This window comes from Actinoplanes sp. NPDC048791 (genome assembly GCF_040650095.1).
GTDB lineage: Bacteria > Actinomycetota > Actinomycetes > Mycobacteriales > Micromonosporaceae > Actinoplanes.
This window is the reverse complement of record NZ_JBEZGQ010000030.1, coordinates 1-21268: the sequence shown is the minus strand read 5'-3', so window position 1 is coordinate 21268 and position 21268 is coordinate 1. Positions and strand designations below refer to the sequence as shown.

The 21268-nt window shown below is 70.0% G+C and carries 20 protein-coding genes; 12 read left to right on the top strand and 8 right to left on the bottom strand.

Going from position 1 to position 21268, the window contains the following annotated elements; all coding sequences use genetic code 11:
- Both AB0C29_RS04665 and AB0C29_RS04660 read right to left on the bottom strand, forming a co-directional pair.
- Positions 1 to 451: hypothetical protein (locus AB0C29_RS04665; protein ID WP_360815096.1), on the bottom strand; the 451-nt coding region annotated here is incomplete at its 3' end.
- 1041 nt (positions 452 to 1492) lie between these two features.
- A complete protein-coding gene (locus AB0C29_RS04660; protein ID WP_360815093.1) occupies positions 1493 to 2425 on the bottom strand; it encodes a hypothetical protein in 933 nt (310 codons plus the stop codon).
- A 122-nt stretch (positions 2426 to 2547) separates the two neighbouring features.
- Between AB0C29_RS04660 and AB0C29_RS04655 the strand changes: the two genes are divergently transcribed.
- From AB0C29_RS04655 to AB0C29_RS04635, 5 genes are read left to right on the top strand one after another with little or no spacing between them, the layout of a single operon-like run.
- Positions 2548 to 4008, top strand: coding sequence for a menaquinone biosynthesis decarboxylase (locus AB0C29_RS04655; protein WP_360815090.1), 1461 nt, complete (start codon positions 2548 to 2550; stop codon positions 4006 to 4008).
- Positions 4005 to 4901: a menaquinone biosynthesis prenyltransferase MqnP gene (gene mqnP / locus AB0C29_RS04650; protein ID WP_360815087.1), complete on the top strand. Its 897-nt coding sequence runs from the start codon at positions 4005 to 4007 to the stop codon at positions 4899 to 4901. The genes AB0C29_RS04655 and mqnP overlap by 4 nt, the downstream gene beginning before the upstream one ends.
- Positions 4902 to 4932: 31 nt before the next feature.
- Positions 4933 to 5460, top strand: coding sequence for a SigE family RNA polymerase sigma factor (locus tag AB0C29_RS04645; protein ID WP_360550801.1), 528 nt, complete (start codon positions 4933 to 4935; stop codon positions 5458 to 5460).
- Entirely contained in the window at positions 5441 to 6583 is a 1143-nt protein-coding gene (locus tag AB0C29_RS04640; protein ID WP_360815084.1) for a hypothetical protein, read from the top strand. The genes AB0C29_RS04645 and AB0C29_RS04640 overlap by 20 nt, the downstream gene beginning before the upstream one ends.
- Before the next feature lie 25 nt (positions 6584 to 6608).
- A complete protein-coding gene (locus tag AB0C29_RS04635) occupies positions 6609 to 7244 on the top strand; it encodes a UbiX family flavin prenyltransferase (RefSeq protein WP_360815082.1) in 636 nt (211 codons plus the stop codon).
- Here the strand turns inward: AB0C29_RS04635 and AB0C29_RS04630 are convergent.
- On the bottom strand, positions 7217 to 7492 hold the full coding sequence (locus AB0C29_RS04630; protein WP_125808202.1) for a BldC family transcriptional regulator: 276 nt from the start codon (positions 7490 to 7492) through the stop codon (positions 7217 to 7219). The two genes, AB0C29_RS04635 and AB0C29_RS04630, sit on opposite strands and share 28 nt — an antisense overlap.
- A 221-nt stretch (positions 7493 to 7713) precedes the next feature.
- On the opposite strand from AB0C29_RS04630, the gene AB0C29_RS04625 reads away from it, so the two are divergent.
- From AB0C29_RS04625 to AB0C29_RS04615, 3 genes are all read left to right on the top strand, one after another.
- On the top strand, positions 7714 to 8175 hold the full coding sequence (locus AB0C29_RS04625; RefSeq protein ID WP_360550808.1) for an Lrp/AsnC family transcriptional regulator: 462 nt from the start codon (positions 7714 to 7716) through the stop codon (positions 8173 to 8175).
- Between the two features lie 3 nt (positions 8176 to 8178).
- The gene (locus tag AB0C29_RS04620) at positions 8179 to 9273 is read left to right on the top strand and encodes a PLP-dependent cysteine synthase family protein (protein ID WP_360815078.1); all 1095 of its coding nucleotides are present in this window, start codon (positions 8179 to 8181) and stop codon (positions 9271 to 9273) included.
- 74 nt (positions 9274 to 9347) lie between these two features.
- Positions 9348 to 10862, top strand: a complete 1515-nt coding sequence (locus AB0C29_RS04615) for a hypothetical protein (RefSeq protein WP_360815077.1) — start codon at positions 9348 to 9350, stop codon at positions 10860 to 10862.
- On the opposite strand, the gene AB0C29_RS04610 is transcribed toward AB0C29_RS04615, so the two are convergent.
- From AB0C29_RS04610 to AB0C29_RS04600, 3 genes are all read right to left on the bottom strand, one after another.
- Positions 10859 to 11482, bottom strand: coding sequence for a putative glycolipid-binding domain-containing protein (locus AB0C29_RS04610; RefSeq protein ID WP_360815074.1), 624 nt, complete (start codon positions 11480 to 11482; stop codon positions 10859 to 10861). The two genes, AB0C29_RS04615 and AB0C29_RS04610, sit on opposite strands and share 4 nt — an antisense overlap.
- Positions 11483 to 11858: 376 nt before the next feature.
- Positions 11859 to 13538 carry a DEAD/DEAH box helicase gene (locus AB0C29_RS04605; protein WP_360815101.1) on the bottom strand — a complete coding sequence of 560 codons (1680 nt, stop codon included), beginning with the start codon at positions 13536 to 13538 and terminating at the stop codon, positions 11859 to 11861.
- 410 nt (positions 13539 to 13948) lie between these two features.
- Entirely contained in the window at positions 13949 to 14479 is a 531-nt protein-coding gene (locus AB0C29_RS04600) for a hypothetical protein (protein WP_360815071.1), read from the bottom strand.
- Here AB0C29_RS04600 and AB0C29_RS04595 point away from each other — a divergent pair.
- Positions 14469 to 15896, top strand: a complete 1428-nt coding sequence (locus AB0C29_RS04595; RefSeq protein WP_360815069.1) for a hypothetical protein — start codon at positions 14469 to 14471, stop codon at positions 15894 to 15896. The genes AB0C29_RS04600 and AB0C29_RS04595 overlap by 11 nt on opposite strands.
- On the opposite strand, the gene AB0C29_RS04590 is transcribed toward AB0C29_RS04595, so the two are convergent.
- Positions 15883 to 16656, bottom strand: coding sequence for a type II CAAX endopeptidase family protein (locus tag AB0C29_RS04590; protein ID WP_360815066.1), 774 nt, complete (start codon positions 16654 to 16656; stop codon positions 15883 to 15885). The two genes, AB0C29_RS04595 and AB0C29_RS04590, sit on opposite strands and share 14 nt — an antisense overlap.
- 156 nt (positions 16657 to 16812) lie before the next feature.
- On the opposite strand from AB0C29_RS04590, the gene AB0C29_RS04585 reads away from it, so the two are divergent.
- Complete coding sequence (locus tag AB0C29_RS04585; RefSeq protein ID WP_360546386.1) at positions 16813 to 17922, top strand: globin domain-containing protein; 1110 nt, start codon at positions 16813 to 16815, stop codon at positions 17920 to 17922.
- Here the strand turns inward: AB0C29_RS04585 and AB0C29_RS04580 are convergent.
- On the bottom strand, positions 17919 to 19481 hold the full coding sequence (locus AB0C29_RS04580; RefSeq protein ID WP_360815063.1) for a peptide deformylase: 1563 nt from the start codon (positions 19479 to 19481) through the stop codon (positions 17919 to 17921). The two genes, AB0C29_RS04585 and AB0C29_RS04580, sit on opposite strands and share 4 nt — an antisense overlap.
- Before the next feature lie 398 nt (positions 19482 to 19879).
- On the opposite strand from AB0C29_RS04580, the gene AB0C29_RS04575 reads away from it, so the two are divergent.
- On the top strand, positions 19880 to 20596 hold the full coding sequence (locus AB0C29_RS04575) for a hypothetical protein (RefSeq protein WP_360815099.1): 717 nt from the start codon (positions 19880 to 19882) through the stop codon (positions 20594 to 20596).
- Positions 20597 to 20659: 63 nt separating this feature from the next.
- Positions 20660 to 21172 carry an aminoglycoside phosphotransferase family protein gene (locus tag AB0C29_RS04570; RefSeq protein ID WP_360815060.1) on the top strand — a complete coding sequence of 171 codons (513 nt, stop codon included), beginning with the start codon at positions 20660 to 20662 and terminating at the stop codon, positions 21170 to 21172.
- Positions 21173 to 21268 lie beyond the last annotated feature (96 nt).

Below are 21268 nucleotides of genomic sequence, written 5' to 3'. Positions count from 1 at the left end.
GCCCGGCCGGCACCGCGGTGGTGGCCGGCTCGGTCGCGGCTCGCTCGCGCACCCCGCCCGGCCTGCGCCGCAGGGTGTTGGCCGCGGTCCACAAGTGGAACCACTCCCGGATGACGGTCTGCGTCGGCACCCCGAGCTCGGCGGCGAGCCCCTCGACCAGTGGCCAGGAGGGCACCATCTTGCCGGCGAACACCTTGGACAGGGTGCCCTTGCTGTAGTGGACGGCTTCGCTCAGCACGGCCAACGACGGCTTGCCCGCGTTCACGTGGGCGAAGGTCAGGCGTTCGGCCAGCTCCCGGAGCGCGGTCTCCGGGTCCATCAGTTTGGCCCGCATGCGGGCCGCCTCGTGCTCCAGCGCCAGGGCTTCGCTGGTCGGCCGGCGGAAGGTGGCGAAGTCGGCGCGGTGCCGGCCCTCGTTGGGTTCCCCGGGTTCCTGCACCACGCCGGTCATCACGCCCGTCCTCCGGACGTGATGTAACTGACTGTCACTGCACTTGCTCCTTGGGGTGATGAGGCGTCAATGGAATTGGTCTCGGGCCATAGCTCAAGGAAGGCGGGGGTCCCGTTCGTGGGCGGAACCCATCGCCGTGCTTGATTGTGCACCAGGGTGCCGACGTATTCCAGCACGCAGCGTCGCTGTTGTGCGGGAGCCTGATAGGTCGTCGGCCGGCCGTGACCTGCGGGAGAAAATGGCCTACCCGCCGGTAGTGTCAGCGGTGGAATGAAAAAGGGGCCGGAGCGAAGCCGCGCCGACCCCTTGATCACTTCCGGAAGCTGCCACGACAACTGCTTTCCGGGTCCTGCTCATTCGATGCCGGCCCGAGACCAATCAGACGCACCATCGAGCGGAAATGCGCTGACTTCCGCGGTGGCCACCATACCGGCCGGCACCGTCGATCTCCACAGCGGCGGCCGAAAGTGCAGGCGAGGCCCCTGATCGCGGCCCGGGCCGGGTGGCGGTCCTCGGTGGTCGCCGGTGCGGCCGACGCCACCGCGCTGCCGACCCGGTCCATTTACCGCGCTCACCAGGGCATTCATCCGCACGATGATCTCCGTCGCCGAGCGGGCGAAGATCCAATTCTGGAATGATCATTTAGGCGGCCCCGACCGTCCGGGCGTAAACGAATGTCCCTTCGCGGGCCGGTGCCACCGGAATGGGCCCGGCGGCGTCCATAAGGACAGGGAGCGCTCTCCGGTGCGGTCGTTATCCACACGAGATGTGCGGACCCGCCGCAGCGATGGCAAATGAAATGGCCCGGATCGCGGCACGGGGGGTCTCGGCCATTGATTACGCCGGCAGTTCTGATCTGTCGCGATCGATATTTGCCGGTCGTGTGTGGTCGCCTTTCCGGCCCGCCGGACGTCGGTAACGGCAGGCGGCTCAGCGCTACGCTGCGTCACGACTCGGGTTCGAGGTGAGACCGTTGCGGATATTTTCCTGAGGTCAAGTACCGCGTGTCGGGTGCCCGACGCCCCGGAGTCGCCTCACCCGCTAGGGGCGTTCCTCGGCCGAGGGCGTCACGCCGGTCGGTGAGCTGGGCGAGCCGGCACCCGCGCCACCGGCGCAGTCGCCGGCTGTCCAGGTGTCGTAGCGGGTCACCCAGTCCAGGCAGAAGCCGCCGGCCCGCTGCTGGGCCTGGTCGCCGATCTGGGTGTCGACGTCGTCACGCCAGTAGCGGGCCGAGCCGCCGTCCGGCGGGCGGAGCTGGACGTTGTCCACGGTCACCGGGGGGACCACCACCCGGGCCGGGCGGCTCGGGTCGACGTGGACCTCGACGTACTGCTCGACGTACGCCCGGGAGCCGACCGGCAGCTGCTGGGCGGTCAGCAGGTTCCACCGGTTGTTCCACCACAGCCACGCCTGCCAGACGTTGTTCGCGTCCGTGTGCAGGTCCAGCCAGACCTTGTCGCCCGGCTTGAGCTGGTACTGGTCGTAGAACTGCCAGGTCTTGGTGTTGGTGTTGAAGGTGTAGATGTGCTGGCGACCGCTGCCGGCCCAGCCCGTCTCGGCCCAGCCCGCCTCCAGCCAGGCGATGGAACCGGCGCCCATGTCGCGCTTGACCATGAAGCGGCCGGCCACGAAGTCGTACGTGTTGCGCCGGACCGCGCCGTCCACGACCTCGATGCGGCCCGAGACCCCACCCCACTCGCCGCCGGTGCCCGCGCCGAGGTGGTGGTAGCCGCTCGGGGTGGCCCGCTCGCGCATCCGGTCCAGCCGGACGCCGGACTCCAGGATCGGTCCGGTGGCCCGGCAGGCCTTGCGGGCGTGCCGGCCGGCCGGCTCGGTCGGCCCTGTGACAGACGCCTCACCGCCCGGGCAGGCGGGCAGCCGGTGGTTGCGGTGCGAGGCGGCCGGAGCGGCCGTCACCAGCGCCGTGACCAGGCCACCCAGGGCGCACCAGCGTGCCACGGACCGGAATTTCAAGCTGCCCACCTCGCCCCTGACCAGCGCGGAAACCACATCTCTGGCTCAACGCCGGACGAGATCCCCCGGTGACGGTTCCCGCCCGCCGATCACTTGCCGTCCCGTGGTGCGAGACTGGGAACATGGCTGCCAAGGGCTTCCCGTACCACGATCTGCAGAGCTTCATCTCGGCCCTGGAGGCGGCCGGTGAGCTGCGCCGGGTCCGCGTACCGGTCGATCCGACGCTGGAGATCAGCGAGATCGTCACCCGCACCGTCCGGGCCGGTGGCCCGGCCCTGCTCTTCGAGCGCCCGACCCGCGGTGACATGCCGATCGTCGTCAACCTCTTCGGTACGGAGAAGCGGATGGCCATGGCGCTGGGCGTGGACAGCCTCGACGACGTCGGCAACCGGATCGGCTCGCTGATCCAGCCGGAGCTGCCGGTCGGCTGGTCCGGCATCCGCGAGGGCATCGGCAAGGTGCTGCAGCTCAAGTCGGTCCCGCCCAAGAAGGTCAAGAGCGCCCCCTGTCAGGAGATCGTGCTCAAGGGCGACGAGGTGGACCTGGGCAAGCTGCCCGGCCTGCAGGTCTGGCCCGGCGACGGCGGCATCTTCCACAACTACGGGCTGACCCACACCAAGCACCCGGAGACCGGCAAGCGCAACCTCGGCCTCTACCGGTTGCAGCAGCACTCGAAGAACACACTCGGGATGCACTGGCAGATCCACAAGGACAGCACCGCCCACCACGCCGTCGCCGAGCGCCGGGGTGAGCGGCTGCCGGTGGCTGTCGCGATCGGCTGCGACCCGGTGGTCAGCTATGCGGCCAGCGCCCCGCTGCCCGGCGACATCGACGAATACCTGTTCGCCGGCTTCCTGCGCGGCGAGCGGGTGGAGATGGTCGACTGCCTGACCGTGCCGTTGCAGGTGCCCGCGCAGGCGCAGATCGTCCTCGAGGGCTATCTGGAGCCGGGGGAGCGCGCGCCCGAGGGCCCGTTCGGCGACCACACCGGCTTCTACACCCCGGTCGAGCCGTTCCCGGTGCTGCACATCGAGTGCATGACCATGCGCAAGCAGCCGGTCTACCACTCGATCGTCACCAGCAAGCCGCCGCAGGAGGACCACGGCCTGGGCAAGGCCACCGAGCGGATCTTCCTGCCGCTGCTGAAGATGCTGATCCCGGACATCGTCGACTACGACATGCCGGCCGCCGGGGTGTTCCACAACTGCGTGATCGTTTCGATCCGCAAGCGCTACCCCAAGCACGCGCAAAAGATCATGAGCGCGGTCTGGGGCGCCCACCTGATGTCGCTGTCCAAGCTCATCGTGATCGTCGACGAGGACTGCGACGTGCACGACTACAACGAGGTGGCGTTCCGGGCCTTCGGCAACGTCGACTACGACCACGACCTGCTCATCACCCAGGGCCCGGTGGACCACCTCGATCACGCCTCCTACCAGCAGTTCTGGGGTGGCAAGGCGGGGCTGGACGCGACCCGTAAGCTGCCCGGCGAGGGCTACACCCGGGGCTGGCCGGAGGAGATGACGATGGCGGACGAGGTCGTCTCGCTGGTCGACAAGCGGTGGAAGGAATACGGCATATGACAGCGGTCGCCGCGGCGCCGGAGCAGCCAGGCAAGATCAAGTCTTTCCTGAAGCTGGTGGCGATCGAGCACTCCGTCTTCGCGCTCCCGTTCGCCTACCTGTCCGCCCTGGTCGCCATGGACCGCACGGGCACCGGGCTGCGCTGGGTCGACCTGCTGCTGATCACGATCGCCATGGTGTCCGGGCGCACGTTCGCCATGGCGGCCAACCGGATCCTGGACCGCAAGATCGACGCGCAGAATCCGCGTACCCGTAATCGCGAGCTGGTCACCGGGGCCGTCAGCGTGCGCACGGCCTGGACCGGCGCCGCCGTGTCCCTGGTCGTGCTGTTCGCCGCCGCGGCACTGCTCAACCCGCTCTGCCTGCTCCTGTCGCCGCTCGCGGTGATCCCGCTGGTGATCTACCCGTACGCGAAGAGGTTCACGAACTTCCCGCACTACGTGCTGGCGCTGGCGCAGGCCGTCGCGCCGGTCGGGGCGTGGCTGGCGATCACCGGCACGTTCGACGGCTCGGGCCCGGCCTGGGTGCTCGGCGTCGCGGTCGGGCTGTGGATCGGCGGCTTCGACATCATCTACGCCTGCCAGGACGTCGAGGTCGACCGGCGGATCGGCGTGCACTCCACGCCGGCCCGTTTCGGCGTCCGCACGGCGCTGCACATCTCCACCGCCACCCACGTGCTGACCTTCGCGCTGTTCGTCTGGTTCGGCCAGCTCGTCGGGCTCGGCTGGCTGTGGTGGATCGGCCTGGCCCTGACCGCGGTCGCGTTCGGCTACCAGCACGTCGTCGTCACGCCCACCGACCTCTCCAAGGTCAACAGGGCGTTCTTCACGGCCAACGGCTTCGTGGGCATAGCCCTGTTCGTCTTCGCCGTCCTTGATCTGATTCTGCTGTAACTTTCCGGCCGCCGACTTCCGTCTATCAGCTGTGAGTGACAGAGACAGGGAGTTCAGCGCCTTCGTAGCCGCGCAGATGGAGCCGCTGCGCGGGCTCGCCTATCTCACCTGCGGCGACTGGCAGGCGGCTGAGGACGCGGTCCTCATCGCGCTGGCCAAGTTGTATGTGAAGTGGCGGCGCATCGACAACCCGGGCGCGTACGCGCGCACCGCCGTGGTCCGTGCGGCGATCGACGAGACCCGCCGCCCGTGGTGGCGGCGGGAGCGCGCGCAGAGCAATGCCATGCCCGACCGGCCCAACCTGCGTGACGACACGAACGCGGTCGACGAACGACTGCGGATCCGTGACGCACTGCAGAAGATCCCCGCACGGCTGCGTGCCGTGCTGACTCTGCGCTACCTGGAAGGTCTGAGCATCCAGGAGACCGCCGAGGCCCTGGGGTGCCCAGAGGGAACCGTCAAGAGCTACACCTCGCGGGGCCTCGAGGCCCTGCGCACCGCCATGGGCGCCGAGGTGTTCGTCAACAGGGAGAATTACCGTGCCGCACGAGCTGTCTGACATGTTGCAGGAAGCCAAGTCGGATGCCCCGCCCCCGCGCTACAGCGTGCAGGACGCGCTGACGGCCGGACGCAAGCGGCAGCAGCGGCGCCGGGCGCTGTGGGCCGGCACCGGATCGGCCGCCGTCGTGCTCGCCGTGACCGGGGCGGTCGCCGTCCCTCAGCTGTTGCCCGCGGGCAACGACAAGTCGACGACGGTGAACGCCGGAGCGGCCCCCTCGAAGGCCGGGAAGCCGGCCAAGGTGCCGTTCGCCTACCCGTCCACCGAGTTCTCCGGCACGTTCGCGAAGTACAAGGTGGGAGACCTCACCGTCGACGGCACCGTGCTGGTGACCCCTGGCTACCAGGTCGCCTCGATCACGGCGCCGGGCAAGGGCCAGGCGTACGAGGACGAGAACGGTGGGCGGTACTACGCGCCGAACGTCATCGGGCACGTGGTGACGTACGCGAAGGGTGCTTTCGACCCGGCCAAGGCGAAGAAGGACCCCAAGGCGGGAGCCGGTTACTTCCACGCGGGTGAGAAGAAGGAGGCCATCAAGCCCGGCATCCCGGCGCCGTACGCCGAGTCCACCTACACCTGGAAGTACGCCGACGACGCGTGGGCGCAGGTCATCGTCCAGGGCGGGCTCAAGTACCCCGCGACGAAGCTGGCGTCGATCGCCGAGGGCCTCACCGGGAGTGCCGAGAAGCCGGTGAAGGTCGGTATCAAGCTGGGCTACGTGCCCGCGGGCTTCGAGCTCGGCTCCGCCGGGACGACGTCTGACTACCTCGAGGCGTCGTTTGCCGGGACGTCGTTCCTGCGCCTGATCAAGGGCGACTTCCCGTACAAGAAGCTCACCGGCACCGTCGGCGACCCCTTCATCGTGCAGGACACCCAGCTGCCGATCCTGTCGCTGCAGGTCTACCCGGCGCGGGAGCAGAAGTACACCTCGCCCGGGAACGCGCCCTACTGCCCGCAGGAAGGCCTCTGCTACCGCTACACCGCCGACAAGAAGTTCTTCGTCGAGCTCAACGGCGGCGGCTTCATCGGCAACTCCGAGATGATCAAGATGCTCAAGAGCGTGGAGTTCGCCGACCCGACCGACTCCTCGACCTGGTTCGCGGCCACCGAGGCCGTCAGCTGATCATCGCCTGGGGCATGCTGGAAGCATGCGCACCCCGTGGATCGTCGGTGTCTCCGGAGCTTCCGGCACGCCCTACGCGAAGGCTGTCCTGAACGGGCTCCTCGACGCCGGCGAAGCAGTCGACCTGGTCGTCTCCAAGGCGGCCAGGTTGACGCTGCTCGACGAGACCGGTGCCACCGTACGGGACGCGCACTGGAAGGACGACGTGCGGCAGTGGCTCGGCCGGGATCTCGACGACCTGAGCTACTGGCCCGCCGGTGACCTGGCCGCCGGTCCGAGCAGCGGCTCGTACCCGGCCAAGGGGATGGCGGTCGTGCCGGCCAGCACGGCCGCCTGTGCCGGCATCGCGATCGGGCTGTCCAAGGACCTGCTCCAGCGGGCCGCTGAGGTCAACCTCAAGGAGCGCCGCCGTACGGTGGTCGTGCCCCGGGAGACCCCGGTGACCCGCAGCCACCTGGAGCACCTGATCGCTCTGCACGACGCCGGGGCGGTGGTCCTGCCGGCCAGCCCCGGCTTCTACGGCTCGGGCGCGCAGGCGACCGCCGGCCAACTGGTGGACTTCGTGGCCGGCAAGGTGCTCGACGCTCTGGGCGTACCCCATCAGCTCTTCACGCGATGGGCGGGGGAGCTGAATCAGCGCAGTCCGTTGGGCGGGCCGTAGCTCTGCCCCGGGTTGGTCGGCCCGCCGTTGCGCGGGCGGTTGGCCGCGTCGTCCTCGCGCATCTCCTCGACGACACCGTCGCCCTCGAGCAGCGCCCGCACCTCGGACTCGCGGAACCGGCGGTGGCCACCCGGAGTACGGATGCTGCCGATACGTCCGGCGGCTGCCCAGCGCGTGACCGTCTTCGGGTCCACCCGGAACAGCGCGGCCACCTCCCCGGGCGTCAGCAGTCGATCTCCTGTGTCCACGGCCCTCTCCTCGCGTCGTGTTGGAGCGCCGTTGGTCACAGTGAGTGTCGGCGTGCTCGATCGGGACGTAGTGCCATTAGAGCACCGCCAAAAACAGCAAGTCGCTGAAATGCGGAAAAAGCCCCGATTGCGACGTTGACCATTATCCTTGCTGCGTCCGGCGGTCCGAGCCCGCTACCGGGCGTGAGGTAGCAGGACGGGTCGCACTAACCTCTGAAACCATGGACGCCATCGACCTGCGCCTGATCGACCTGTTGCGGGACAACGCCCGCTCCTCGTACGCGGAGCTGGCCCGGCAGGTGGGGCTCTCCGCGCCGGCCGTGCACGAGCGGGTGGGCAAGCTGGAAGCCGCCGGCACGGTCCGGGCGTACCGCGCCGAGGTCGACCACGAGGCCATCGGGCTGGGCGTCACCGCCCTGATCGGCATCGTCGAGGACTCCGGCGCCGACACCGACGACGTGTTGTCCGCGCTGCGGGTGATGCCCGAGATCGAGTCCTGCTACTTCATGGCGGGCGTGGAGTCGTACCAGCTCACCGTCCGGGTGGGCACGATCGCCGAGCTGGAGCAGCTGATCGTCCGCATCAACCGGACCCGCGGCGTAGCGTCGACCAGGACGGCCATCGCGCTGTCCACGAAGTGGGAGAACCGCCCCCAGCCCGGCCTCGACCCGACGGCAGGTTGAGCCATGGACCAGCACAACCGCTGTGACGACACCGCCCGCGAGTGGGCCCGCGAGGCGATCGCGCTCGTGGAGGCGGACGCCAACCGCTCGGCCGACACCCACCTGCTGCCGTTCCCGCTGCCCCGCTCCTGGGGCATAGACCTCTATCTCAAGGACGAGTCGTCGCACCCCACCGGTTCGCTCAAGCACCGGCTGGCCCGCTCACTTTTCCTGTACGCCCTCTGCAACGGCTGGATCGGCCCGCACACCCCGATCGTCGAGGCGTCCTCCGGCTCGACCGCGGTCAGTGAGGCGTACTTCGCCCGGATGCTCGGACTCGAGTTCATCGCGGTGATGCCGGCGAGCACGTCGCCCGAGAAGATCTCGCTGATCGAGTTCCAGGGCGGCAAGTGCCACCTCGTCACCGACCCGACGGCGGTCGTCGCGGCGGCCCGTACGCTCGCGGCCGACCTCTGCGGCCACTTCATGGACCAGTTCACCCACGCCGAACGGGCCACCGACTGGCGCGGCAACAACAACATCGCCGAGTCCATCTATCTGCAGCTGGCGCTGGAGCGGCATCCCGTACCGGCGTGGATCGTGGTCGGGGCCGGCACCGGCGGCACCAGCGCGACCATCGGCCGGTACGCCCGCTACCGGCAGCTGAACACCAAGCTCTGCGTGGTCGACCCGGAAGGGTCGGCGTTCTGGCCGGCCTACGTCTCCGGCGACTGGACGGTGTCCACCGGCCGCGGCTCGCGGATCGAGGGCATCGGCCGCCCCCGCGTGGAGGCCTCCTTCCAGCCCGCGGTGGTCGACCGGATGGTGCAGGTGCCGGACGCGGCGTCGCTGGCGGCGATGCGGGCCGGCTCGGCGGTGCTCGGCCGCCGGGTCGGCGGTTCCACCGGTACGAACCTGTGCGGGGCCTTCGGCCTGATCGCCGAGATGCGGGCGGCGGGCCAGAAGGGATCGGTGGTCACCCTGATCTGCGACGGCGGCGAACGGTACGCGGACACGTACTACTCGGACGCCTGGGTCGCCGGGCAGGGCATCACCCTCGAACCACACCTGGCGGCGATTGACACGTTCCTGGCCACGGGCGTCTGGCAGCCTGCCTGAATTGGGGGCAGCGCTGCGGCGGTGGACCTGGGAGGATCTGAGACCTGTGACGGGTTTCGGGTTCGAGGAGCGCAGTGCACGACGCCGAGGAAGTACCCGCCGCTCCTCCGATGGTGTCCGGCCCCTGGTCGTCGCCGCCGGCCGGTTTTGCCCAGATTCCTGGCCAGCGGGCGCCGCAGGCCAGTGAGTTCTTCCCCTCGACCCACCCGCTGGCCCAGCCTTTTGCGCAGTTGCCGGTCGAGGTCGGTGACCTGCCGCCCGGCATCGTCCCGGTGCCTTTTCCCGCGCCGCCGTCTCGCCGGGGCCGTGGCCTGCTGGTCGGTGCCGCCCTGGCCCTGGCCGCCGCGCTCGCTGTCGGTGCCGGTGTCGTCTACGTCAACCGCGCGCCACTCTCGCTCAACGAGCGCGCCGCAGCGGCCGGCCCGGAGCCCACTGCCGCCCGGACCCCGCTGACGCCCGCCGAGGCCGCCGTCGCGGCGCTCAAGGCGCAGGCGGCCGCCCTGCTGGCCAACAACGAGAAGGGCTGGCTGGCCGCCGTCGACCCCGGCCAGTCCAAGCTCCGCACCCGGTACACCTCGATGTTCCGCGCCCTGCGCGGGCTGGGTGTCAGCCACTTCGACTACCAGACCTCCGTCGATCCCGTCGATGCCAAGAGCGGCACGGTCCAGGTGACGGCCGAGGTCGCGTACTGCTTCAGCACCGACAAGTGCCCGGAGGAGAAATACAACGCGTCGGACGGCCCGCCGACGATCAGCCAGGTCCTGACCTTCAAAAAGGTCAGCGGCCGGTACGTGATCGCCAAGGTCACCGAGAAGAAGAGCCGCAGCCGCCAGCAGCCGACCCCGTGGGAGTCCGGCGAGCTCAGCTTCCTGTCCGGCGAGCGGGTCACCGTCATCGGCAACCGCACCGAGCGCAAATACTTCAAGCAGGTGCTTGCCGCCGCCGAGAAGGCCGCCGTCGTCAACGACCGCTTCGCGGGCCTGGTCGGCAACCCCCAGCGCCGATACCGCGTCTACGTGGCCGGCGCCAAGCAGTGGAAGACCTGGTACGGCGGCATCACCGACAAATGGGTCATCGGCTACGCCATCCCGCTCAAGGACTCGGGCAGCGACGTGGTGCTCAACATCTCGGCCGTCCGTACGGACAGCGACGTGCTCGCCACCACGCTCCAGCACGAGCTCGCGCACGTCGTCACGCTCGGTGGTGCGTACCGGACCGGCGGCAGCGACGACATGTGGCTGGAGGAGGGCATCGCCGAGTACGTCGGCTGGTACCCGAGATCCGCCACGGACAGCTGGCGCCGCTCGGCGGTGCGGTCGCTGCTCGCCGGCAGCAAACGCCCGAAGACGATCGCCGCGAAGGCCCCCGGCGACAACGCCAGCCCCGACACCAGCGACGCCTTCTACGGCTTCGGCCACTTCACCGCCGACTGTTTAGCCCGCAAGTACGGCCAGGGCGCGCTCTTCGACTTCGTCCGGCTTTACCTGCGGGAGAACCGCGACCTCGACCCGGCGTCCCGCGAGGCGTTCGGCAAGCCGTTCACAACGGTCGACAAGACCTGCCTGACCTGGATCCGCGACAAGGTCTAGCGCACCCGCTGGGCCAGTCCCGGATAGTCCACGACAAAGCCCTCGTCGTCGACGACCAGGTCCGCGCTGAAGGTCTCGGTGGCGAAACGCACCCGCCCGTCGCCCAGCGCGGTGTAGATCTGATCCGCCTGCACGATCTCCAGACTGGGCAGCAGCACCCAGGCGACGCTGACCCGGTGGGCCACCCCCGCCTCGGCCTTGAGCAACCCCAGCCGCCGGATCGGCAACGTGTTGGTCAGCGGCGAACCGGTCAGGTCGACGTCGAAAGCCCCGAACAGCAGGTCCGGATCCTCGGTGCCGGGCAGACCGGCCCCGGGGTGACCACCGGCGGTCAACGCGGCATCCAGATCACCCCGCTCGGCGGTCGAGGTCCGCCACCGCCCACCCTCGGACTCCAGGCGCAAGCTCCGACTCCAGCCGGCGCCCTCGGTGCTGACCTCGAGGGCGGTGGTGACCCAGTCCGGACTGGTGCGAACCTCGTAGCGGGCGCTGTAGGCGATCGGATCGACGGCCACGGCGGTGCCCCGGGCGTACAGCCCGGCATGCGTATCAACCAGCACGTGCTCGGCGCCGGACGTGTCGCGGCGATCCCAGAAAAGTGAACCCGGCAGAACGGCCATAGTCACCGACTACCCGTTCCCCGCCCGCCACGAACCCCACAACGCCGTTCCGGGTTCGGGGCGAGCCCTGCCACGCTGTTCCGGGTTCGGGGCGAGCCCTGCCACGCTGTTCCGGGTTCGGGGCGAGCCCTGCCACGCTGTTCCGGGCTCGGCGCGAACCCGCCACGCCGTTCCGGGCTCGGCACGAAACCGCTACCCCGTTCCGGGTGAGGCGTGAGTTCTGCCGTCCCGTCCCGTCCTGGGTTCGGGTGAGATCCGCCTGTTATTGCTGGTCAGGCGCCATCCGGCGCCAACTCCGGGTTCGGCGCGAACCGCGCTATGCAGAAAGAAGGCCCCGGCGCGTGGAGCGCCGGGGCCTTCTTACACGTGCGATGGATCAGTGGGTGTGCGCCGGACGGCCGGTCGAGAAGCGGCCGTTGCCGGTCTCCCGCCGGTCGTTGCGAGCGGGCTCGCGGCGGAAACCGCCGGGACGCTCGCTCAGGTTGCGGGCAGTGCGCTCGCCGAAGCCGCGCTGGCGGTCGGCGAACGACGGACGGTCACCCGTCGGCTGGTCGCCGCCGGTCGCCGGACGCTCGGCGTAGGAACGGTCGCCCGCCGGGCGGTCGCCGTACGTGCGCTGCTCGCCACGGGGACGGTCGCTGAACGAGCGCTGCTCGCCACCACGCGGCCGGTCGCCGTAGGTGCGGTCGCCGCCGCCGCTGCCGCCGCTGAAGCTGCCCCGCGGCCGGTCGCCGAACGAACGGTCTCCGCCACCGGTGCGCGGCCGGTCGCCGTAGCTGCTGCCACCGCGGGAACGGTCGCCGTAGCTGCTGCCACCACGCTGCGGCCGGTCACCGAAGCGACGCGGCCGGTCGCCACGCTCGCGCGGCTCGGGCTCGATCTTCACCGGGACACCGCTGGGCTCGCGAGCCCCGGTGACCTTGGCCAGCTGCTCGTCGCCGAGGCGGACCCGCAGCTCGGCCGGCGTGACGCCCGCCTTCAGCATCATCGATGCCGTGGTGCGGCGCTGCTTCGGCAGGACCAGCGTGACGACCGCGCCGGACTCGCCGGCCCGGGCGGTGCGACCCGCGCGGTGCAGGTAGTCCTTCGGGTCCTTCGGCGGGTCCACGTGCATGACCAGCGAGATGCCGTCGACGTGGATGCCGCGCGCCGCGACGTCCGTGGCGACCAGCACGTTCGTCCGGCCTTCCTTGAACTCGGCCAGCGTGCGGGTGCGTACCCGCTGGGTCTTGCCGCCGTGCAGCGCGCCGGCGCGCACGCCGACCGCCGCCAGCTGGTCGACCAGCCGGTCGACGCCCATCTGGGTGCGGGCGAAGACGATGGTCTTGCCGGTCCGGTTGGCGATCGACGCCGTGATCGGGAACTTGTCGTGCGGCGGGATCAGGAGCATGTGGTGCTCCATCGTGGAGACGCTGGCCTCCGCCGGGTTGGTGGAGTGCGTCACCGGGTCGTGCATGAACCGCTTGACCAGCGCGTCGACGTCACCGTCGAGCGTCGCCGAGAACAGCAGGCGCTGCGCGTCCGCCGGGGTCTTGGACAGCAGCTCGGTGACCTCGGGCAGGAAGCCCATGTCGGCCATCTGGTCGGCCTCGTCCAGGACGGTGACCTCGACCGCGTCGAGCCGGCACGCGCCCCGCTCGATCAGGTCGCCGAGGCGGCCCGGGGTCGCGACGATGACCTCGACGCCGCGCCGCAGCGCGTCCATCTGGCGGTCGTACGGCACGCCGCCGACAGCGGTCTTGAGGAACACGCCGACCGAGCGGCCCAGCGGCGTCAGCGCGTCGGCCACCTGCATGGCCAGCTCGCGGGTCGGCACCAGGATCAGGGCCTTGGGCTGGTGCGGCAGCGCCCGGCCACTCTTGGCGATGCGGGCGAGCAGCGGCAGGCCGAACGCCAGCGTCTTGCCGGAGCCGGTCTGGCCGCGGCCGAGCACGTCCCGGCCCGCGAGGGCGTCGGGCATGGTCGCGGCCTGGATCTCGAACGGGGCGATGATGCCCTCGCGGCTCAGCACCCGGACGAGCTCGGCGGGGATGCCCAGCTCGGCGAAGGTCGGCACGGCGGGGGCGGGGGTCTCGACGACCTCGACCTCGTGGGTCTCGGTCTGCTCCACGGCGGCCTCAGGGGTGACCTGGGCGGCAGCGGGAGCGTCGGTGCTGGGGGTGCCGCCGGACTCGGCGAGAACTTCTTCAACGGACGGGAACGTGCTGGGATCAGCGAAAGTGGTCAAGAGAACCTCTCTACGGGGGCGCATGCTCGCGTATGGCCCGCCGCGGCTACCAACAGCCGGCCGCTGAAATGACCGCAAGAACGCCCGTGGCGTGCTCGTTGAGGGCACGCCAGGTTAATTACTTCCATCAGTGTACGGGTCAACGTCCTGGACACTGCCCGCATTCCGCGCCGGTAGTGGGCAGGCTCACCCTTCGGCGCAACCTCGCCAGCTTAGGGGCATCCGTCGCCGGCGACAACTCACTGCTTGAAAACGCCACCGATCATGTCGCTGAACGCGTCGCCCACGGTGAAGAGGAAAAGGACGCTCACACCGACCAGGACGAGCAGCACGATGAGCATCGCCACGGCCACCTTGACGTTGCTGCGCCGCTGGTTGTCGGTGCCGTCCCGCCAGCCTTGGGCCAGGATGTGGCCGGTCAGCGAACCGGAGTTCTCCACCGGATTGACGTTCACCGGCATCGTCATGTCAGCCGGCGCGTAGTCCGCCAGACCCCCGTAGACGGTGCCCTGACCGCGCTGCTGCGGCACGGCGGTGGACTGTCCGGATCCCGACGCGGCGGAACCTGAGCCGTACGTCACGGGGGTGCTCACCGGAGCCGCCGGTCCGCCGAACGGCTGCCGGGCACCGCCCGATGCGCCTACCCCGTACGAGGTCGAGTTGTTGCCGGCGGGTGCCGGGCTGCCGTACTGACCGGAAGGAGCGGCGGCCGGCATCGTGTACGCCGGCAAAGCGCCGGGCGCCTGGGAGCCGCCCGCGTTGGAGATCATCGGCGGTCCGGGGAAGGGCGCCGGCGGCGGGCCCGGGACCGGCGACGGGCCAGGACCCGGCGGTACGGGGCTCGGGCCGGGGCCGGGCGGGATCGGGCTGGGACCGGGGCCCGCGAAGCGCCAGCCGCGCAAAGCCACCCCGCCCACCAAGGCGACGACCGCCGAAGCCCGGCCAGAAGCACAGTCCGCCAAGCCGGCCCAGCCCAAGGCCGCACCAGCGAAGGCAGCCCAGCCCGAGGTGACGCCGGCGCAAGGAGAGGTAGCGCCGGTCAAGAAGGCGGCGAGGCCGGCGAAGAAGGCAGCGGCAACCATCAAGGCAGCCGCCGCGGAGATCGCCCCGGCCGTGGTCACCCCGGACATGACCACAGTGCCCGATGAGCCGCCCACCGCCACGCCGCCGCCAAACCCGACGCCGTCGGCGCAGTCGCTGCCGGCCAAGACGCTGCCGAACGAGACGTCGCCGGCCAAGACGTCGCCGAGCGAGACGTCGCCGAGCGAGACGTCGCCGAGCCGGCAACCAGCCGCCGACAACGGATCAGCCAACGACAACGGATCAGCTGCCGAAGACGGATCAGCCGCGAAGGGCAACGCACCCTCGGCGGATGACGAGCTGATGCCCGATGACACGCCGAACCTGGCTGCCGACGTACACGAAAAAGCGCGCAGCGGGGCGACATCCCCGGCTGCCGAGCCCCCGGCTACGGCCCCGGGGCAGCCGGGGGCTGCCGTCCCCGTTGCCTCGACCCTGCCGCCCGCCGTCGCCGCCATGGCGGACACCCTGTCCGGCGTGCGGACCGAGGCCTGGCCCGCGCTGATCGCCGATCCCGGCCACGCCCCCGAGCTGCTCGCGCTCGCCGCGCTGCAGACCATCGGTCCGCGCGCCGGTGAGTGGGCCGCGCGCACCCGCGCCGCCTACCCCGCCGCCGGCCCGGACGCTTTGGCCCGGCTGGCCGTTTCGCAGTTCACCCGGTTCGGCAGCGTCAGCAGTGTCTTCGCCGCTGTCGCCGGGTCGTACGCGCCGATCGCCCTGCTCGGTGCGGCCGCCTACACGCACGCCGAGCTGGCGTTGCACGTCGCCGCCGCGTACGGGCTGGATCCGACCGACCGGGAGCGCGCGGTCGACCTGCTTGTTCTGACCCGGGTGCATCCCGTCCGGGAGGACGCGGTGGCGGCTCTCGCCACGGCCGAGCAGCACAGCTACGACAACAGCGGGCTCACCGACGTCACCTGGCGGCTGGGCCGGATGATCGCCGTGCAGGCCGGTGGGTGGGCGGCCGTCCGGGCGATCAACCACTTCTTCCCGGGCACCAGCCTGCTGGTCGCCACGTTGACCAGCCGGGGCGCCGCGCGGGCTATGGCCGCGCGGGCGACCGTGCACTACCGCGCGCTGAGCCGGGGGTCGGTCACAGCCAGCTGAGCCAGTCCTTGGGCAGCAGGGTGTAGCCCACGAAGGCGGCGATGTCGAGCAGGCTGTGCGCCACGATCAGCGGCATGACCCTGCCCTTACGCAGGAAGAACAGCGCGAACACGACGCCCATCACGGCGTTGCCCACGAACGCGCCGAAGCCCTGGTACAGGTGGTACGAGCCGCGCAGGACCGCGCTGGCCGCGACGATGTAGCCGATGCGCCAGCCCATTTCGCGCAGGCGGGTGATCAGGTAGCCGACGACGATCACTTCTTCCAGGATCGCGTTCTGCATCGCCGCGATGATCAGCACGGGGACGGCCCACCACACCGGTTGCAGGGCGGCCGGCACGATCTGGGCGTTCAGGCCGAGCGTCGCGGCCGCGTACACCAGGAGCAGGCCGGGGATGCCGATGGCCGCGGCCAGGGCAGTGCCCCAGCCGGCGTCGCCGGCCGGGCGGCGGAAGTCGATGCCGAGCGTGCGCGCCGGGTCGAGCCGGTCGCGGTTCAGCAGATAGAGGGCCAGCAGGACCGGGATCAGGGCGAAGAAGATCCCGAGCAACTGGTACGTGAGATCAAGGTACGGCCGCGGCGACTGTGACGGGTTCAGCGTGGCCGTCTGCTGGGACAGCGGCTTGCCGGCCGTGAGCTTGGCCACCAGCGACACCACCGCATAGACCGCGGACTGGCCCAGGGACAGCAGCAGGACGATCACTATCTCCAGGCGGAGCTGATTGCGCGTGGCCTGGGGCCGGTCAATAGCTACTGTCACGCGACCACTCTAGATTCGGCTCAGTCGTTCGAGTGATCGCGTTCATGCACATTCGGACCTATCGGGGCAAGCGACTCGCCGTGTGTCGGCAATTGTGCGGCGTACATCGCACTTCGGGTGCGATGCGTTACCCGCTGTTTTCTCCAGGCTGAGGGCATGGGAGACCTCGCGCGTTTGCTCAAGGAGAGTTGGAGCCTCGTCGAGGAGCATCAGGACAAGGTTGCCGGCTACTTCTACGCGCGGATCTTCCTGTCACACCCGGACCTGCGGGACCTGTTCCCCGTGCACATGGACGTCCAGCGCGCCCGGCTGCTCAACGCCATCGTCACCGCCGTGCAGACGCTGGAGGATCCGGAGAAGTTCGACGAGTACCTCCGGTCCCTCGGCCGTGATCATCGCAAGTTCCACGTGGAACCAGCCCACTACGAGGTGGTCGGCGGAGCGCTGATCGAGGCGATGCGGCAGTTCGCGGGCGAGCAGTGGGGCGTCGAGTACGACCAGGCCTGGGCCGACGCGTACGCGGTGATCGCGGCCAAGATGCTCGCCGGCGCCGAGGCCGACACCAACCCGCCGTACTGGTATGCCGAGGTCACCGCGCACGAACGCCGGGCGACCGACATCGCGGTCTTCACCGTCATGCCGATGCAGCCGCTGGAGTACCGCGCCGGCCAGTACCTGAGCCTGGAATGCCCGCGCTTCCAGCCCAGGCTGTGGCGGACCTACTCGCCGGCGAACGCTCCCCGGCGCGACAACACCCTGGAGTTCCACGTCAAGGCGGTCGGGGCGGGCTGGGTCTCCAGCGCGCTGGTGCGCCGGCTGGAGGTCGGCGACATGATCCGGCTGGCCGCGCCGATGGGCTCGATGAACCTGGACCGGCGCTCCACCCGGGACGCGGTCTTCGTCGCCGGCGGCACCGGCCTCGCGCCGATCAAGTCACTGCTCGAGGAACTCACTCGCTACAACCGGACCCGCTGGGTGCACGTCTTCTTCGGCGCCCGCACCCGCGAGGACCTCTACGACCTGGCCGAGCTGAACCGGCTCGCCGCCCGCTACCCCTGGCTCTCCGTGGTGACCGCGTGCAGCGACGATCCGACGTTCCCCGGCGAGCAGGGCAACATCTCCGACGTCGTGGCTCGCTACGGCCCATGGAACGAGCACGACTTCTTCGTGTCGGGCTCCGGCAAGATGGTCAAAGCCACCCTGCGGACTTTGGCCGAGCTCCAGGTCCCATCTGTACGGATCAAGTACGACAGCTTCTCCGACTAGTAATTCCAGGGCTGGCCGGTCTGGCGGTACTCCTCGACCGGCACGAGGTTGGCCCCGGGGACCATCCGGTCCACGTACAGCCGGCCCTCGAGGTGGTCGATCTCGTGGCTGACCAGGCGGGCCATGGCCTGCTCGAAGGAGGTGATGACCCGGGTCCCGTCGAAACGGGCGTGCTCCACGTCGACGCGCAACGGCCGGACCACCAGGCCGCGGTAGTCGAAGAAGGAGAGACAGCCCTCGTACTGCTCGTCGGTCTCGCTCGACTCGTCGACGACCCGCGGGTTCAGCAGGACCACGGACTCAGCGCCACGTTCGGGTGGGCGTACCACGGCGGCGGCAACCGCCAGGCCGATCTGCGACGCGGCCAGTCCCACCCCCTTGCTGAAGTCGTGCAGTCCTTCCAGCCGTTCGAGGGTGGCCCGCAGACCGGCGACCGCGTCGCGGGCGGCCGCCTCCTCCCGGGGCAGCTGGAAGTGCCGGGCGCGCTGGCGCAGCAGGTCCGCGCCGCGCTGCACAATGCCGATTCCGCGCATGCGCTGGCTCGCTCTCAGCTCATGGCCGTTGGTGCGGCGCTCCTGACCGTTGATCCGGGGCTTGGGGACTCCTTCGTCCGGGGTGGTCGGGGCGGACTCGCCGCGGAACCGCCACTCGAGGCGGTACCGGGCGTTGAGCAGCGGCGCGTCGGTCGACCATTCGAAGACCGCGCGGCGGGCGTCGTTGTGCCGCTCCAACGGGGTACGCACGGGCACCTCGGCGGCCAGCGAGGTCTCGACCCCCCACACCTGCGGCTCGAACTCGACCGGGAAGTTCAGCCGTACGGTGAGGTTGCGGGTGGGCAGGCGTACGGCCCGCTGGAACCACTGACCCCACTTCTCCTCCCCGACGGTGTAGGCGTACTCGATCGTGGTGCGCTCGCCGGGATAGAGCGGGAACTGGCCGTGGTCGTTGGCGAAGAGCAGCCAGACCTCCTTGGCGGCGTCCCGGTCGAGCTTGAGCCGCCACTGCATCGGCTCGGTGGCGGCGCCCTCGCCGGCGACCGCGCGCAGATCCATCTCCTCGAAGCTGAGCGGATGCTGGCGGTGGTGGCGGTTGGACCCCTGCGGGTCGTGCGGATACCGGTCCACGGAGATCTTCACCAGATAGCGGGTGACCGGCTCCACCCCGGCGTTGTAGAGCGCGCGCCGGATCACACACCGATAAGCCCCTTCGGTGTACGTGAGCTCGGCGACCTCCTGCTCGACGATGAGGCCGGTGCCCGGCGGCATCCACTGCGCGGGCACGGGAGGGTCCCGGTGCAGGACGGGGCCGCGGGCGTGCCGCAGTTCGTCGTACTCCTGGAATCTCTGCCAGATCGCGCCGCCGGCGGCCAGGACCGCCTCCGCACGCCGGGCGAAGTCCTCGGTGGGCTTGTGCCGGCGGCCCTCGACGTGACTGACGTAGGACGGATCGAACCCCATGCGCGCGGCGAGCTGCTTCTTCGTCATCCCGCGCTCGACCCGCCATTGCGCGAGCGCCGACACGAAGTGGTCGGCAGCCCTCTCGACAGGCGAGGTGGTCATCACGGATGTCCCCTTTGCGACAGGAATTTCAGTGTCCATGTCTTCCGGTGTCCGCATGGGGCTAGTAGCGCGTTGCCGACAGATACCTTGACGAAACCGGCAACGGCGCAACGCTCGGTTAGGTCACCCTTGCTGGGGGTATTTCCCCGAAGAACACCTGTCCGGGGCCGGGTATGTGGGGGTTTTGCTGGCGTGGTTAGGCTAGCCTTAACAAGGTATGGTGGGCCGTCCTGACCAGCGAAGCGTGGCGAGGTGACAGTGGTGATCCAGCGGATGAAGCCGCGTTGCCTCTCCCTGAGCGGCGCGCTCCGGTGACCACCGCGCTGGATCGTGTCGTCTCCGATCACTCCGCCCACCCCGCGCAGCCCCTGGCGCCGGTGACCGCGACTCTGCGGGCGATGTTCGGCACGAGCACCGAGCTGCCCGGCCTGGCGCCGGACCTGATGGTCCAGGATCCGACCGGCTGGCAGCCCACCTCCGACCTGACCGGGGCCAGCCTCGACACCTTGCTCGACTCGTCCCGCGAACGCTGGCAGGCCCAGCCGCACGCCGCGGCCGCGCTGGCCTGGAAGGCCTACACGTACTGGCTGGCGCTGCCGGCCGTGCTGGGCTGGGCCTCCGCCCGGCGGGTGCCGCTGCTGACCGGCACCGACGTACTGATGCACTTCAACGACCCGCGGCCGCTGGTCACCATCGGCCTCCGCAGCGACATCACGGTGGCGGTGCTGCCGTCCGACCCGCTGGCGTTGAGCGGTCTGGCCCAGGTCCGGGTGGTTGCCGACGAGGCGGCCCTGCTCGAGGAGCTGCGGCGATCGCTGCTGGACGAGCACCTGACGCCGTTGCTCGAGGCGATCCACACGAAGGTGCGGCTGGGGCAGCGCACGTTGCTGGGGTCGCTGTCGTCCGGGGTGGCTTACGCGGTGCTGCGGTCGGCGGATGTGCTGCCGGGCTCGTCGGCGGAGACGATCGCCACGTTGCTGGGCACGCTCGGGGTCGAAGACCTGATCGAGCTGGTCCCGGGCCGGGGCGGAAATCTGGACGTGCAGCGGAAGACTTGTTGTCTGGCCTTCACGTTGCCCAAGCCCAAGGTCTGCGTGGGCTGCTGCATCAAGTAGTGGCACCGACCTGGCTCAGCCGCGGTCCTGGCCACCCTGCATGACCCTGAGGTGCTGCGAGCGGTGTCCGAGGCGATGGGCCCGCTACCCGAGCCGACCGCGCCTGCCTCGACCGACACCCTTCGGGCCGGATTCAGGCCGCTGATCAGACCCGACCAGCGGGACCGGGTGCCGGCCTGGTGTGACTGGGCCGATCGGGCCCTCGCGGCGCCGGGCCGGACCGTGCTCGTGCACGGCGACTTCCACGGCGACAACCATCTCTGGGATCGCGAGTCGTGGCGGCTGCGCCTGGTCGTCGATTGGGAGACGGCGGGCACCGGCGAACCCGAGTTCGACCTGCGCTGTCTGCCGGGAGACTGCGGCATCGAGCTGTTCACCGCGACGGTGACGGCCTACGAACAGCTTTCCGGCATGAGGGTGGACGTGGACCGGGTCATGGCCTGGCACCTGCGCACCGTTCTCGGTGACGCGCTGTGGCGGGCCGAGGTCGGGGTCGCCCTGCCGGACCATCGCACGCCGGCGCAGTGGGTGGATGATCTGGACGCCAGATTCACCGCCCTCGGAACGTTCTGCTAGGTGTAGTGCCCATGAGCGTTGTTGACGCGGCGTGGCGGCTTGATCAATGAGAAGACCTCCGGCGAGGTGGAAGTTGCGACGCTTTCACCCTGACCG

What these genes read in the sequence shown, in the direction of transcription:
- AB0C29_RS04600 (WP_360815071.1), bottom strand. Translation starts at nt 14,479, where the DNA reads ATGATCTCCAACGCGGGCGGCTCCCAGGCGCCCGGCGCTTTGCCGGCG.
- AB0C29_RS04655 (WP_360815090.1), top strand. Translation starts at nt 2,548, where the DNA reads ATGGCTGCCAAGGGCTTCCCGTACCACGATCTGCAGAGCTTCATCTCG.
- AB0C29_RS04580 (WP_360815063.1), bottom strand. Translation starts at nt 19,481, where the DNA reads ATGACCACCTCGCCTGTCGAGAGGGCTGCCGACCACTTCGTGTCGGCG.
- AB0C29_RS04610 (WP_360815074.1), bottom strand. Translation starts at nt 11,482, where the DNA reads ATGGCCGTTCTGCCGGGTTCACTTTTCTGGGATCGCCGCGACACGTCC.
- AB0C29_RS04575 (WP_360815099.1), top strand. Translation starts at nt 19,880, where the DNA reads ATGTTCGGCACGAGCACCGAGCTGCCCGGCCTGGCGCCGGACCTGATG.
- AB0C29_RS04625 (WP_360550808.1), top strand. Translation starts at nt 7,714, where the DNA reads ATGGACGCCATCGACCTGCGCCTGATCGACCTGTTGCGGGACAACGCC.
- AB0C29_RS04585 (WP_360546386.1), top strand. Translation starts at nt 16,813, where the DNA reads ATGGGAGACCTCGCGCGTTTGCTCAAGGAGAGTTGGAGCCTCGTCGAG.
- AB0C29_RS04620 (WP_360815078.1), top strand. Translation starts at nt 8,179, where the DNA reads ATGGACCAGCACAACCGCTGTGACGACACCGCCCGCGAGTGGGCCCGC.
- AB0C29_RS04635 (WP_360815082.1), top strand. Translation starts at nt 6,609, where the DNA reads ATGCGCACCCCGTGGATCGTCGGTGTCTCCGGAGCTTCCGGCACGCCC.
- mqnP (WP_360815087.1), top strand. Translation starts at nt 4,005, where the DNA reads ATGACAGCGGTCGCCGCGGCGCCGGAGCAGCCAGGCAAGATCAAGTCT.